Below are 13,736 nucleotides of genomic sequence, written 5' to 3'. Positions count from 1 at the left end.
AGTTGAACGAGACGGCCGGCCCGGACGCCGTGGCCGAGGGGCGGTCCGTCGAGGTCCGCTACCTCGCGCCCGACGTCGACGAGACCGGCACCTCCAGCCTGGAGGCCGACCTGGACGCGGCCGAGGTCCTCGCGGCCGTCGGCCGGTTGCCCGTCAACCTGGCGGTGTTCACCGTGCCCCCGCACTCGGCCACCATGGCCGACTGCCACGCCTCGCAGGAACTGTGGCTGGTCCAGCGCGGCCACGGGGTGATCACCTGCGGCGGCCGCGAGCACCCGGCCCGCCCGGGCGGGCTGTACGCGCTCCCGGGCGGTGAGGAGCACCGGCTGCACACCGCCGACGAGGAGATGACGGTGCTCTCGATCTGGTGGCGGGAGGCCGGCGCGTGAGCGGGCACGGGACGTACGACCTCGCGGTGATCGGCACCGGCATCGTCGGCGCCACCGCCGTCGGCCTGGCCGCGCTGCGCCATCCGGACGCCTCGGTGGTCGCGGTCTGCGCGGGCGCCGTGCACGACGGCTCGACCGTGCGCTCGCTCGCGGTGGACATCCCGGCCGGGCGGACCGGGGAGCAGCGGGCCCTGGCCCGGCGCAGCCTCGAACTCCGGGCCGAACTGGCCGCGCTCGCACCGGCGTTGAACGCCGAGGTGCGGCGCGCGTACTGGGTGGTGCCGGCCGGTGGTGCGGCCGGGGTCGACGGCCAGCTGGTCGGCGACGCGCTGGCGCCCTGCCGGTCCGAGCAGGAGGCGCAGCTGCGGGCCGTGTTCGGCGGACCGGTCGGCGGGGCGGGCACCGAGCTGCGGCGCTCCGCCGAGGCGACGTTCTCCGAACCCGCCGAGGCCGTCGAGCAGTTGCTCCGGCCCCTCACCGCCGGGGGCCCCGCCGACGGATCGCCCGTCGCCGGATCCCTCACTGCCCGACCCCTCACTGCCGGACCCCTCACTGCCGGATCCCGGGTCGACGGCCCGCGGCGGGACCTGGTCGAGGGCTTCGCGGTGCGCGCCGTCGAGCCCTGTGCGGACGGCTACCGGCTGATCGCCGAGGACGGCGGCGAGCTGACCGCCCGCCGGGTGCTGGCCGCCCCCGGCGCCGCCGCCCTGGCCGGCCCGTTCGCCGCGACGGCGAAGCGGCTCGGCGCCCGGACCAAGAAGGTGGTCGCCTACCGGCTGCGCGGCGGAGAGCCCGGCGGGCACCGCCCGCTGCTGGTGCTGGACGAGCCGGACGCCTTCCTGCTGCCCGTCGGCGAGGGCCGGGACTGGTACTACAGCATCACCAGCACCGACTGGGACTGCCCGCCCGAGCGCACCCGGCTGGCGCCGAACCCCGCCGACCGGGCCCTGGCCGAGGCCGTCCTCGCCGAGCAACTCCCTTGCTTCCGGCCCGAGTTCATCGGCTGCCGGACCGGTGCCGACCTCTACCTCCCGGACTTCGCCCCGCTGATCACCCCGCTGGACGGCCTCGACGGCGTCGTCCTGGCGACCGGTGGCGCGGGCTCCGGCTTCCGGCTCGCCCCGGCCATGGCCGAGGGCGCACTCGCCCTGCTGGGCCTCGACTGACCTCCCGACAGCCCGTGAGGACCACGATGCGCACCAACGCCACCCCCCGCCACTACCTGCTCGTCCCCCCGGAGCCCACGCCCAACGGGCACCTGCACCTGGGCCACATCGCCGGCCCCTTCCTGCGGGTGGACGCGCTCGCCCGCTTCCTGCGGATGCGCGGCGACCGTCCGGCGATCATGACCGGCACCGACGCCTACGAGCCCTGGGTCGCCATGAAGGCCCGGGTCGACGGCGTCGACCCGGGCGAGGTCGTCGCCCACTACCACGAGGTCATGCAGGCCGACCTCGCCGCGCTGCGGATCGGCATGGACGAGTTCGTCAACCCCGCCGAGGAGCCCTGGCACGGCCTGTTCCAGCGCGAGATCGACGGGAGCGTCGCCCGGCTGGACGCCCGCGGCGCGGTGAGCACGCTGATCGAGAAGGTCCCGTACGAGCCGACCGCCGGCCGCTTCGTGGTCGGCCCGCTGCTGCTCGGCCGCTGCCCGGACTGCGGCACCGAGGTGGCCAGCTACTTCTGCGAGGGCTGCGGCGCGCACTTCCGTCCGGAGGAGGTGGTCGAGCCGCGCCCGCGGCTGGCCACGGACGCCGACTGGCAGTGGCGGCAGATCGCCACCCGCTTCCTGCGCACCGCCGGACTGGCCGAACTGGAGCCCGAGTTCGACCGCCTGGACCTCGCCGAGCGGTACCGCTCGACCGTCCGGGCGCTGCTCGGCCGGGGCGGCGCCACCATCCGGCTGAGCGTCCCCGAGACCTGGGGGATGACGCTGGCCGGCGGCGAGGACGGCGTCCCGTCCAGCCTGTTCTCGTACACCGGCGGCTTCATGTTCGCCCGGCTGCTCGGCGAGATCCACCGGCAGCGGATCGGGGCCGAGGTCAACTCCTTCTCGCCCGACTCCGACGTGGTCACCGTGACCAGCCTCGGCTGCGACAACGTGGTGTCCGCGCTGGTCTGCATCAACGCCGTCGCCCTGGTGCACGGGGACACCCGGCCGTACGACCGGGTGCTGATCAACGAGTTCTACCAGCTGGCCGGGGAGAAGTTCTCCACCAGCCGCCGGCACGCGATCACCGCCTCGGGCGTCGCGAAGGTCCGCGGGCTGACCCCGGACGCCGTCCGCTACCACCTCGCCCTGGTCAACCCGGAGACCTCGCAGACCAGCTTCGAGCCCAAGGAGTTCCTGGACGCCGTCAACCACCGGCTGGCCGGCGTCCTGGAGGACCGGATCGCCGCCGCCTGGGAGCGGCTGCCGGCCGAGCCGGCGGCGCTCCCCGCGCCGGTGCTGGCCGCGCTCGACGCGCACCTGGACCGGCTGGAGCGGGCCCTGGACGGCCCGACCGTGCGGATGGCCGAGGCCGGCGCGGTGCTGGACTCCTGGATCGACCGGATCGACGCCCTCCCCGACGCCGACCGCACCCCCGACCAGGGCTACTGGTGGCTCAAGGGGCTGGCCCTGCTGGGCTTCCCGATCATGCCGGACTTCGCCGCCGACCTCTGGCGGCGGCTCGGCGGCACCGGCGACCCGGGCTTCGCCGCCTTCCCGGAGCGCCCGGCCCCGGCCACCGTCGCGCACCGGCGGTGGTTCACCCCGGTCACCGCGGCCGACTTCGCCGCCTGCCTGCCGGAAACCCTGAGCTGATCCCCACCACCCCTTCGGAGCCCCCGCGTGCCTGAACACCCGCACTACCTGGTCGTCAACCGCTACGACGACGAGGACGCCGAGTACCGGCGGTACTGCGCCGGCCACCCCTGCGACCTCTCGGTCGTCACCACGCCCGACGGCGTGGCCGCGCTCGGCCCGATCGAGCCCGGGCGCGTGGTCACCGTGCCCGACCTGGAGTTCGCCACCGTCCTGGCGGCCGCACGGGAACTGCGGGAGCGGCACGGCGCCTTCGACGGCGTGGTCGGCCTGTCGGAGTACGACGTGCTGACGGCCGCCCGGGTGCGCGAGGCGGTCGGCGCCCCCGGCCCCTCGGCCGACCTGGTGCGGGCGTTCAAGGACAAGGTGGTGATGAAGGAGCGGGTGGCCGCGGCCGGACTGGCGGTGCCGCGGTTCGCCGCGCTGGCGGGCGGCGCGTCCGCCGCCGAGCTGGAGCGCGCGGTCGGCTTCCCGATGGTCCTCAAGCCGCGGGCCCGGGCCGGTTCGGCCGGCGTCCGGATCGTCCACGACTCCGCCGCCCTGACGGCGGCGCTCGCGGAGACCGACGCCGAGGAGTACGAGTGCGAGGAGTACGTCTCCTCGGAGATCTACCACGTCGCCGGGGTGCTCGCGGCGGGCCGCGAGCACTTCGTCAGCGTCTCCGGCTACGTCAACACCCCGCTGGAGTTCACCGAGGGCCGCCCGCTCGGCTCGGTGTTCCTGGACCCGGGCGCGCTGCGGGACGAGCTCGCCGCCTTCGCGCTCGCCTGCGTCCGGGCGCTCGGCCTGGAGACCGGCTGCTTCCACCTGGAGGTGATCCGCCGGCCGAGCGGCGAACCGGTCTTCCTGGAGGTCGGCATGCGCCCGGGCGGCGCCGAGGTGCCCTTCGTCCACCGGGAGGTGCACGGCATCGACCTGATGGCGGAGACCTTCCGCACGGTGCTCGGCCTCCCGCTGGAGTCGGCCGGCCGCGGCTTCGAGCACGCCAGCGCCGGCTGGGTCGTCATGCCCGAGCCCGCGGTCCGGCCCGCCCGGGTGCTGGACCGCACCCCGATGACGGGCGTGGTGCCGCAGGTGTACGCCGAGGTGCTGCCCGAGCCCGGCGCCGTGTACGACGGCACCGGCGGCTACTTCCACGTCCCCGGCCGCTTCCGGCTGACCGGACCGGACGAGCGGAGCGTACGGGCCGCGGCCCGCCGGATCATGGCCGAGTACCGGCTCGACGTCGAACCGGTCCGACCGTGACCGCCCTGACCCCCGTGACCGCCCTGACCCCCGTGAGCCCCGTGGCCCCCGTGACCCCCGACCCCGTGCCAGTGGAGGAACAGCACCCGATGACCCCGCAGCGACGACACGACCCCGAGCTCCGCGCCTTCGCCAGCGACAACTACGCCGGCGTCCACCCCGAGGTGCTGGCGGCGATCGCCGTCGCCAACGGCGGCCACCAGGTCAGCTACGGCGAGGACGTCTACACCGAGCACCTCCAGGAGGTGTTCCGCGGCCACTTCGGCCCGTCCGCCGAGGTGTTCCCGGTGTTCAACGGCACCGGCGCCAACGTGGTCGCGCTGCAGGCCATGATGGACCGCCGGGACGCCCTGGTCTGCGCCGAGAGCGCGCACGTCAACGTGGACGAGGGCGGTGCGCCGGAGGTGATGGCCGGCCTCAAGCTGCACACCGTCCCGGCCTGGGACGGCAAGCTCACCCCCGAGCTGATCGACCGCCAGGCCTACGGCTTCGACAACGAGCACCGGGCCCGCCCCGCCGTCGTCTCGATCGCCCAGTCCACCGAGGTCGGCACCTGCTACACGCCCGAGGAGATCCGGGCGATCTGCGACCACGCGCACGGCCTGGGCATGAAGGTCTACCTCGACGGCGCCCGACTGGCCAACGCCGCCGCCACCCTGGGCGTCCCGATGCGGGCCTTCACCACCGACGCCGGCGTGGACGCCTTCTCGCTCGGCGGCACCAAGAACGGCCTGCTGCTCGGCGAGGCGATCGTGGTGCTGAACCGGGAGGCCGTCCAGGGCATGCGCTACCTGCGCAAGACCTCGATGCAGCTGGCCTCCAAGATGCGCTTCGTCTCCGTCCAGTTCGAGGCCCTCCTGGGCACCGACCTCTGGCTGCGCAGCGCCTCCCACGCCAACGCGATGACCCAGCGGCTGTTCACGGCCGTCCGGGACCTGCCCGGCATCCGGATCGACCGCCCGGTGCAGGCCAACCAGATCTTCGCCGTGCTGCCGCCGGCCGCCACCGAGGCCCTGCAGAAGCGCTTCCGCTTCTACACCTGGGACGTGCAGAGCGGCGAGGTCCGCTGGATGACCTCCTTCGACACCACCGAGGCCGACGTCGACGCCTTCGCCGCCGCGATCGCCGAGGAACTCGCCGCGGCGCTCTGACCGGCCTGCCGCGCCGACGCGAACGGCCCCGCCCCCGAAATCCGGGAGCGGGGCCGTGCCGTCCTGCCGTCCAGCCGTCCGCCCGCGCGCGGGGTGCGGGCCGGCCGGGGTCGACTAGCGGTAGTTCACGTACTGGACCGCGAAGTCCAGGTCCTTGCCCTTGAGCAGGGCCTGGACGGCCTGGAGGTCGTCGCGGCTCTTGGAGCTGACGCGCAGCTCGTCGCCCTGGACCTGGGCCTTGACGCCCTTCGGGCCCTCGTCCCGGATGATCTTCGCGACCTTCTTGGCATCCTCCGTGGTGATGCCTTCCTTGATGTCCGCGAAGATCTTGTACTCCTTGCCGGACAGCTGCGGCTCACCGGCGTCCAGCGCCTTCAACGACAGGCCGCGCTTGACGAACTTCGTCTGCAGCACGTCCAGGATGGCGCGCACGCGCTCCTCGCCGTTGGCCTTCATCTCGATCTTCTCGCCGGAGCGGCTGATCTCGCCGCCCACGCCCTTGAAGTCGAAGCGGGTGGCGATCTCACGGGAGGTCTGGTTGATCGCGTTGTCGACCTCCTGCCACTCGACCTTCGAGACGATGTCGAAACTGGAGTCGGCCATGGGTGTTGGTCTCCTTGATGCTCTGGCTTCACTGGCACGGCCCGCCCCACCGGGCGCCCGCCGCCCAAGCCTATCCAGCGTCACCCCGGCCCCGCCCGTGACCGCCGCGCGGCGGTCCTCGATCGTCGGGTGATCTACCGAGTGGCGTAGCACCCCCCCGGATCAGGTATGGTTTACCACGTCGAACGGGGCCGAGAAGCCCCGCGAGACACCATCCTGGCTGGTTGCCCGAGCGGCCAAAGGGAGCAGACTGTAAATCTGTCGCGCAAGCTACGCAGGTTCGAACCCTGCACCAGCCACAGGATAGAGAAACGGCCCCCGATCTGCGGAAACGCGGATCGGGGGCCTTTTTCGTGCGGTCCGGGCGGGATCGAACGGCGGGGGCGTCCGGGTGGGGTCGTCGGGGACTTGTTGCACATAGCTTGCAATTACGTTTTGTGGGCAGCAGAGTGGGGGGTCGGGGGTGGGAGTCCTTCGACCGAGCTGATCGTCTTCCCAACCGGCGCCCGCCGGGACCACGGCTCACCCCACCCCCGCCAAGCCCCCCTTCCGCCGTACGGCGGTGGCGTCAAGGCCGCGTCAAGGGCGCTGGTGACGGCGTCAGGAACGCGTAGGGGACGGGCGCGCCCCGGGCGCGCGAACCGCAGGATTCGGAGCAACTACCGACTGCGGAGGTCCGTCCGATGTCCAGCGCCATCTCCACCCCGGCCGTCACGGCCGACGAACCGCCGGACACCGGGGCGGGCGACGAGCGGCACCGGCTCAGCGCGCTCGGCGGCCTGGCGGCGCTGTCGCTGGACGCGATGGCCTCGGTGGCCTACGGCCCGGAGTCGATCGTGCTGGTGCTGGCCGCGGCCGGCGCGTACGGGCTGGGCTTCACGGTGCCGGTCACGGTGGCGATCGCCGTCCTGCTCGCGGTGCTGGTCGCCTCCTACCGGCAGGTGATCGCGGCCTTCCCGGACGGCGGCGGCTCGTACGCCGTCGCCAAGGCCCACCTGGGGCGCCGGACGGCGCTGACCGCGGCCGCCTCGCTGGTCATCGACTACATCCTGAACGTCGCGGTCTCGGTGACCGCCGGAGTGGCGGCGCTGACCTCCGCGATCCCCGGCCTGTACGACGACCGGGTCTGGCTCTGCCTGGGCGTGCTCGCCCTGGTGACCGCCGTCAACCTGCGCGGCATCGCCGAGTCGGCGCGCTGGTTCTTGGTGCCGACCGCCGTCTTCGTGCTCTCCATCCTGGCGATCATCGTGGTCGGCCTGTTCCGGGACGCCCCGGCCAGCACGGCGGCCGCCGCCGGCCACGCCTCGGTGCTCGCCGAGAACGCCACCGCGGTCGGCGCGCTGCTGCTGCTCAAGGCCTTCGCGGCCGGCTGTTCGGCGTTGACCGGCGTCGAGGCGGTGGCCAACGCCGTCCCCTCCTTCCGGACCCCGCGGGTGAAGCGGGCCCAGCACACCGAGGTCGCGCTCGGCGCCCTGCTCGGCGTGATGCTGATCGGCCTGGCCGTGCTGATCGGCCGCTTCCACCTCCAGCCGGTCGACGGCGTCACCGTGCTCGCCCAGCTCGCGGACGCCTCGCTCGGCCACGGCGCCGGCTTCTTCGTCGTCCAGTTCGCCACCGTGGTGCTGCTCGGCCTCGCCGCCAACACCTCCTTCGGCGGCCTGCCGGTGCTGATGGACCTGCTCGCCCGGGACAACCACCTCCCGCACGTCTTCGCGCTGCGCGCCGACCGCCAGGTGTACCGGTACGGCGTGCTGTTCCTGGCCGCGGTGTCGGCCGCGCTGCTGGTCGGCTCCGGCGGCGACGTCAACGACCTGGTGCCGCTGTTCTCGATCGGCGTGTTCGTCGGCTTCACCATCTGCCAGGTCGGCATGGTCCGGCACTGGTACCTGAACCGCCCGGCCGGCTGGCGGTGGAAGGCCGCGCTGAACGGCTTCGGCGCGGTGCTGACCGGTGTCGCGACCCTCGTGGTGACCGGTACCAAGTTCACCGAGGGCGCCTGGGGCATCGTGGTGGCCCTGCCCCTGCTGGTGGTGCTGTTCGAGGCGATCCACCGCAGCTACCGGCGGATCGGCGAGCGGCTGGAACTCGGCCGGGTGCCGGGCGCGGTGACCCGTCAGCGCAGCCTGGTGGTGGTCCCGGTGACGGCCATCACCCGGCTCACCCGGGACGGACTGTCGGCGGCGCTCTCGCTGGGCGACGAGGTGTTCGCGGTGACCGTGGTGCACGACCCGGCGGACGCCGAGGCGCTGCGCCGGGACTGGGAGCTGTGGCAGCCCGGCGTGCCCCTGCTGGAGATCGCGGAGGACCACCGGCGGCTCGGCCAGCCGATCGCCGACTTCGTCAACCAGCTGGGCGAGGAGCACGCGTACGACCGGCTCACCGTGCTGATCCCCGAGGTCGAGCCCGCCCACTGGTGGCAGCGCGCGCTGCAGAACCGGCGCGGCGCCGTGATCGACCGCGCCCTGCGCCGGCACACCGACGCGGTGGTCTGCCGCCTGCGGATGCGGATGTGACCGCGGGGGCGGTAGGGGACTGACGGGTGGACCCACGGGCCCCGGTACGGCTGCGGCCGTACCGGGGCCCGGTGCGTGCCGGGTCCCGGCAGGCTCACGACGGTCTCGGCCCGATCACGTCGGTCTCGGCCCGGTGAAGCGGACGTCAAGGTCGCGTCAACGCACTGCGTTCACCCGTATGGAGGGCGTCAGGGAGCCCTAACGCGCCTTAGACGGCTGATTTGCTTCCTCTGCCGGTCGTCCGCCGGTGCCGCACGGAAGCCATTCGGCCCGGTCGCGGCATCTCCCGAACCACGCTGGTGGAGCCCATGTCCGATCTCATCTACGTCGGTGTCACGGTCGCCGTGTTCGCCGTCATCGCCCTGATCGCGCGGGGGGTGGAGAAGCTGTGAGCGCGGAGAACATCGCAGGTCTGGTCGTGGCCGTCGCTCTCGTCGGCTACCTCGTCGTGGCGCTGATCTTCCCGGAGAAGTTCTGACATGGGATCCACTCTCGCGGGCTGGCTGCAGGCCCTCGCCCTCGTCGGCGCGCTGGCCCTGTGCTACCGCCCCCTCGGCGACTACATCGCCAAGGTCCTCACCACCTCCAAGCACCTCAGAGTCGAGCGCGGCATCTACAAGGTGATCGGCGTCGACGGTGACGCCGATCAGCGCTGGTCGGTGTACCTGCGCTCGGTGATCGCCTTCTCGGCCGTCTCGGTGCTCTTCCTCTACGGCCTGATCCGGCTCCAGGGCTACCTGCTGCTGAACCTGGGCGTTCCGCAGATGGAGGGCCACCAGGCCTGGAACACCGCCATCTCCTTCGTCGCCAACACCAACTGGCAGTCCTACGCCGGTGAGTCCGCGATGGGCCACCTGGCGCAGATGGCGGGCCTGGCGGTGCAGAACTTCGTCTCCGCGGCCGTCGGCATCGCCGTCGTCGCCGCGCTGATCCGGGGCTTCACCCGGAACCGGACCGACCGGGTCGGCAACTTCTGGGTGGACCTCACCCGGATCAACCTGCGCCTGCTGCTGCCGATCTCGATCGTCTTCGCCCTGGTCCTGGCCGCCACCGGCGTGATCCAGAACTTCCACGGCTTCACCGACGTGACCACCCTCAGCGGCGAGGTGCAGAAGATCCCGGGCGGCCCGGTGGCCTCCCAGGAGGTCATCAAGCTCCTCGGCACCAACGGCGGCGGCTTCTTCAACGCCAACTCGGCGCACCCGTTCGAGAACCCGACCGGCTTCTCCAACCTGGTCGAGATCTTCCTGATCCTGCTGATCCCGTTCGCCCTGCCGCGGACCTTCGGCCGGATGGTGGGGGACAACCGCCAGGGCTACGCGATCCTCGCCGTGATGGGCATCTTCTGGGTCGCCTCGACCGCCCTGCTGACCTGGTCCGAGGCTTCGCACCACGGCACCGCCCTGCAGGCCGCGGGCGCGGCGATGGAGGGCAAGGAGCAGCGCTTCGGCATCGCCGCCAGCACGATCTTCGCCGCCTCCACCACGCTGACCTCGACCGGTGCGGTGAACTCCTTCCACGACTCGTTCACCCCGTTCGGCGGCGGTCTGACGGTCTTCAACATGATGCTGGGCGAGATCGCGCCCGGCGGTGTGGGCTCCGGCCTGTACGGCATGCTGATCCTGGCGGTCGTCGCGGTGTTCGTCGCCGGCCTGATGGTCGGCCGCACCCCCGAGTACCTGGGCAAGAAGCTCGGCGGCCGGGAGATGAAGTTCGCCTCGCTGTACATCCTCACCACCCCGACCCTCGTGCTGGTCGGCACCGGTGTGGCGATGGCCCTGCCGGGCGAGCGGGCCGGAATGCTCAACTCCGGTGCCCACGGCTTCTCCGAGGTGCTGTACGCCTTCACCTCGGCCGCCAACAACAACGGCTCGGCCTTCGGCGGCATCACCGTCAACACCGACTGGTACGACACCGCGCTCGGCCTGGCGATGATCTTCGGCCGACTGCTGCCGATCGTCTTCGTCCTGGCGCTGGCGGGCTCGCTCGCCCAGCAGCAGCCGGTTCCGGCCACTCCGGGCACCCTGCCCACCCACAAGCCGCTGTTCGTGGGCCTGCTGTCGGGCGTGATCCTGATCGTCGTCGGCCTCACCTACTTCCCGGCCCTGGCCCTCGGGCCGCTCGCGGAAGGTCTCTCCTGATGTCCACCCCTACGCTCAACCCCGCACCGGCCGACGACAAGGCCGAGCCCGCCGCGCCGCACAGAGTGCAGAGCGGCCTCCTCGACCCGAAGCTGATCCTCGCGTCCCTGCCGGACGCGGTGAAGAAGCTCGACCCCCGGGTGATGGTCAAGAACCCGGTGATGTTCGTGGTCGAGGTGGGCTCGGTGGTCACCACCGTCTCCGCGATCGCCAGCCCGTCGGTGTTCGCCTGGGCGATCACCGTCTGGCTCTGGCTCACCACGATCTTCGCCAACCTGGCGGAGGCCGTCGCGGAGGGCCGCGGCAAGGCCCAGGCCGACACCCTGCGCAAGACCAAGACCGAGAGCGTCGCCCGCCGGCTCACCGACTGGCCCGCCACCCAGGCCGAGGAGGAGGTGCCCGGCACCGCGCTCCAGCTCGGTGACCACGTGGTGGTCGAGGCCGGGCAGGTCATCCCCGGCGACGGCGACGTGGTCGAGGGCGTCGCGTCCGTCGACGAGTCGGCGATCACCGGTGAGTCCGCGCCGGTCATCCGCGAGTCCGGCGGCGACCGCTCCGCGGTGACCGGCGGCACCAAGGTGCTGTCCGACCGGATCGTGGTGAAGATCGCCTCGGAGCCCGGCAAGTCCTTCATCGACCGGATGATCGCCCTGGTCGAGGGCGCCGCCCGGCAGAAGACGCCGAACGAGATCGCGCTCAACATCCTGCTGGCCTCGCTGACCATCGTCTTCCTGGTCGCGGTCGTCACCCTCCAGCCGATGGCCACCTTCGCGGGCGCCCCGCAGTCGATGATCGTCCTGGTCGCCCTGATCGTGGCGCTCATCCCGACCACCATCGGCGCGCTGCTCTCCGCGATCGGCATCGCGGGCATGGACCGCCTGGTCCAGCGCAACGTGCTGGCGATGTCCGGCCGCGCCGTCGAGGCCGCCGGCGACGTCAACACCCTGCTGCTCGACAAGACCGGCACCATCACCCTGGGCAACCGCCAGGCCGCCGAGTTCCTGCCCGCCCCGGGCGTGTCCACGGACGAACTGGCCGGCGCCGCCCAGCTCTCCTCGCTCGCGGACGAGACCCCCGAGGGCCGCTCGATCGTGGTCCTGGCCAAGACCGAGTACGGCCTGCGGGCCCGCGCCCAGGGCGAGTTGACGCACGCCACCTGGGTCCCGTTCACCGCCCAGACCCGGATGTCGGGCGTGGACCTGGACGAGGCCGACGGCGTCCACCAGGTCCGCAAGGGTGCGGCCGGCTCGGTCTCCAACTGGGTCACCGAGAACGGCGGTTCGGTCGGCGACGAGGTCGCCACCCTGGTCGACGGCATCTCCGCCGCCGGTGGCACCCCGCTGGTGGTGGCCGCCAAGGTCGGCAGCCGTCCCGCCCGCGTCCTGGGGGTCATCCACCTCAAGGACGTGGTCAAGGAGGGCATGCGGGAGCGGTTCGACGAGCTCCGCCGGATGGGCATCAAGACCATCATGATCACGGGCGACAACCCGCTGACCGCCAAGGCGATCGCGGAGGAGGCCGGCGTGGACGACTTCCTCGCCGAGGCCACGCCCGAGGACAAGATGGCCCTGATCAAGAAGGAGCAGGAGGGCGGCAAGCTGGTCGCGATGACCGGCGACGGCACCAACGACGCCCCCGCGCTCGCCCAGGCCGACGTCGGCGTCGCGATGAACACCGGGACCATGGCGGCCAAGGAGGCCGGCAACATGGTCGACCTGGACTCCAACCCGACCAAGCTGATCGAGATCGTGGAGATCGGCAAGCAGCTGCTGATCACCCGCGGTGCGCTGACCACCTTCTCGATCGCCAACGACGTGGCCAAGTACTTCGCGATCATCCCCGCGATGTTCGCCGGGGTCTACCCGGGCCTGAGCCACCTCAACATCATGGGCCTGCACAGCCCGCAGTCCGCGATCACCTCGGCGATCATCTTCAACGCCCTGGTCATCATCGGCCTGATCCCGCTCGCCCTGCGCGGCGTGAAGTACCGCCCGTCCGACGCCAGTTCGCTGCTGCGCCGCAACATCGGGGTCTACGGCTTCGGCGGTCTGGTGGTGCCGTTCGTCGGCATCAAGCTGATCGACCTGATCGTCCAGTTCATCCCCGGCCTCAGCTGACGCAGGGAAGGAGAAAACACCATGTCCAAGCCCCTGCCGACCACCATCCGTACGCACTGGACCGCGCTGCGCGCGCTGCTCGTGCTCACGGTGATCCTGGGAGTCGCCTACCCGCTGCTGGTCACCGGGATCAGCCAGGTCGCGTTCAGCGACAAGGCCAACGGCTCGATCGTGAAGTCCGACGGCAAGCAGGTCGGTTCCAGCCTCCTCGGCCAGAACTACAACCTGCCCAAGAAGAACCCGGACGACCCGAAGGAGGACCCGGTGCCGGACCCGAAGTGGTTCCAGCCCCGGCCCTCCGCCAACAACTACGCCGGTGACAACTCCGGTGCCAGCAACCTCGGTCCGAACAGCGACGACCTGCTCAAGGCCGTCAACGACCGCCGCGCCGCCGTCGCCGCGTTCGACGGCGTCGACCCGGCGAGCGTCCCGGCCGACGCGCTGACCGCCTCCGGCTCCGGCCTCGACCCGCACATCTCGGTGGTCTACGCCAAGGAGCAGGTGAACCGGGTCGCCAAGGAGCGCAAGCTGCCGGTGGAGACGGTCGCCGGGCTGGTCGACAAGTACACCGAGAGCCGCTCGCTCGGCTTCCTCGGCAACGAGGGCGTCAACGTCGTCCTGCTCAACCGGGCGATCAGCGAAGCGAAGTGACCGAGCGGACCCGACCGAGCGGACATGACCGCGCAGAAGTGACCGAGCAGAAGTGATCGGACAGTGACACCGCACGACATACCAGGATGACCGGGCCGACCCGGGCGCGGGAGGATGCTC

At 72.0% G+C, this 13,736-nt stretch carries 11 protein-coding genes and 1 tRNA gene; 11 read left to right on the top strand and 1 reads right to left on the bottom strand.

Features of this window, described 5'->3' with window-relative positions; all coding sequences use genetic code 11:
* Positions 1 to 2 precede the first annotated feature (2 nt).
* The 5 genes from ACFXPX_RS22840 to ACFXPX_RS22820 all read left to right on the top strand — a co-directional run bounded on the left by ACFXPX_RS22840 (position 3) and on the right by ACFXPX_RS22820 (position 5,591).
* The gene (locus ACFXPX_RS22840) at positions 3 to 389 is read left to right on the top strand and encodes a cupin domain-containing protein (RefSeq protein ID WP_380529216.1); all 387 of its coding nucleotides are present in this window, start codon (positions 3 to 5) and stop codon (positions 387 to 389) included.
* On the top strand, positions 386 to 1,555 hold the full coding sequence (locus ACFXPX_RS22835; protein ID WP_380642966.1) for an FAD-dependent oxidoreductase: 1,170 nt from the start codon (positions 386 to 388) through the stop codon (positions 1,553 to 1,555). The genes ACFXPX_RS22840 and ACFXPX_RS22835 overlap by 4 nt, the downstream gene beginning before the upstream one ends.
* Positions 1,556 to 1,581: 26 nt before the next feature.
* A complete protein-coding gene (locus tag ACFXPX_RS22830; RefSeq protein ID WP_375881948.1) occupies positions 1,582 to 3,195 on the top strand; it encodes a class I tRNA ligase family protein in 1,614 nt (537 codons plus the stop codon).
* Positions 3,196 to 3,222: 27 nt separating this feature from the next.
* Positions 3,223 to 4,440 (top strand): acetyl-CoA carboxylase biotin carboxylase subunit family protein, encoded by a 1,218-nt coding sequence (locus ACFXPX_RS22825; RefSeq protein ID WP_380642964.1) that lies wholly within the window; start codon positions 3,223 to 3,225, stop codon positions 4,438 to 4,440.
* Between the two features lie 89 nt (positions 4,441 to 4,529).
* Positions 4,530 to 5,591 carry a threonine aldolase family protein gene (locus ACFXPX_RS22820; protein ID WP_380398980.1) on the top strand — a complete coding sequence of 354 codons (1,062 nt, stop codon included), beginning with the start codon at positions 4,530 to 4,532 and terminating at the stop codon, positions 5,589 to 5,591.
* A 114-nt stretch (positions 5,592 to 5,705) separates the two neighbouring features.
* Here ACFXPX_RS22820 and ACFXPX_RS22815 read toward each other — a convergent pair whose 3' ends face one another.
* Positions 5,706 to 6,194, bottom strand: a complete 489-nt coding sequence (locus tag ACFXPX_RS22815; RefSeq protein WP_375881954.1) for a YajQ family cyclic di-GMP-binding protein — start codon at positions 6,192 to 6,194, stop codon at positions 5,706 to 5,708.
* Positions 6,195 to 6,412: 218 nt separating this feature from the next.
* Between ACFXPX_RS22815 and ACFXPX_RS22810 the strand changes: the two genes are divergently transcribed.
* The 6 genes from ACFXPX_RS22810 to kdpC all read left to right on the top strand — a co-directional run bounded on the left by ACFXPX_RS22810 (position 6,413) and on the right by kdpC (position 13,616).
* A tRNA-Tyr gene (locus ACFXPX_RS22810) sits at positions 6,413 to 6,493 on the top strand.
* Positions 6,494 to 6,877: 384 nt separating this feature from the next.
* A complete protein-coding gene (locus tag ACFXPX_RS22805; protein ID WP_380521317.1) occupies positions 6,878 to 8,707 on the top strand; it encodes an APC family permease in 1,830 nt (609 codons plus the stop codon).
* Between the two features lie 388 nt (positions 8,708 to 9,095).
* Positions 9,096 to 9,185 (top strand): K(+)-transporting ATPase subunit F, encoded by a 90-nt coding sequence (gene kdpF, locus ACFXPX_RS22800; protein WP_045693083.1) that lies wholly within the window; start codon positions 9,096 to 9,098, stop codon positions 9,183 to 9,185.
* Position 9,186: 1 nt separating this feature from the next.
* The gene (gene kdpA, locus ACFXPX_RS22795; protein ID WP_375881959.1) at positions 9,187 to 10,848 is read left to right on the top strand and encodes a potassium-transporting ATPase subunit KdpA; all 1,662 of its coding nucleotides are present in this window, start codon (positions 9,187 to 9,189) and stop codon (positions 10,846 to 10,848) included.
* Positions 10,848 to 12,965 (top strand): potassium-transporting ATPase subunit KdpB, encoded by a 2,118-nt coding sequence (kdpB, locus tag ACFXPX_RS22790; RefSeq protein WP_380642962.1) that lies wholly within the window; start codon positions 10,848 to 10,850, stop codon positions 12,963 to 12,965. Before kdpA ends, kdpB begins: the two co-directional genes overlap by 1 nt.
* Positions 12,966 to 12,986: 21 nt before the next feature.
* Positions 12,987 to 13,616, top strand: a complete 630-nt coding sequence (kdpC, locus tag ACFXPX_RS22785) for a K(+)-transporting ATPase subunit C (protein WP_375881963.1) — start codon at positions 12,987 to 12,989, stop codon at positions 13,614 to 13,616.
* Positions 13,617 to 13,736 lie beyond the last annotated feature (120 nt).

The sequence above is a fragment of the Kitasatospora sp. NPDC059146 genome, assembly GCF_042786665.1.
Classification (GTDB): domain Bacteria; phylum Actinomycetota; class Actinomycetes; order Streptomycetales; family Streptomycetaceae; genus Kitasatospora.
Note: the sequence above shows the minus strand (reverse complement) of the source record. Positions and strands in the feature narration are given on the sequence as shown.

Coding starts and splice junctions, on each gene's coding strand:
- ACFXPX_RS22830 (WP_375881948.1), top strand. CDS start 1,582: ATGCGCACCAACGCCACCCCCCGCCACTACCTGCTCGTCCCCCCGGAG.
- ACFXPX_RS22805 (WP_380521317.1), top strand. CDS start 6,878: ATGTCCAGCGCCATCTCCACCCCGGCCGTCACGGCCGACGAACCGCCG.
- ACFXPX_RS22820 (WP_380398980.1), top strand. CDS start 4,530: ATGACCCCGCAGCGACGACACGACCCCGAGCTCCGCGCCTTCGCCAGC.
- kdpC (WP_375881963.1), top strand. CDS start 12,987: ATGTCCAAGCCCCTGCCGACCACCATCCGTACGCACTGGACCGCGCTG.
- kdpA (WP_375881959.1), top strand. CDS start 9,187: ATGGGATCCACTCTCGCGGGCTGGCTGCAGGCCCTCGCCCTCGTCGGC.
- kdpB (WP_380642962.1), top strand. CDS start 10,848: ATGTCCACCCCTACGCTCAACCCCGCACCGGCCGACGACAAGGCCGAG.
- ACFXPX_RS22815 (WP_375881954.1), bottom strand. CDS start 6,194: ATGGCCGACTCCAGTTTCGACATCGTCTCGAAGGTCGAGTGGCAGGAG.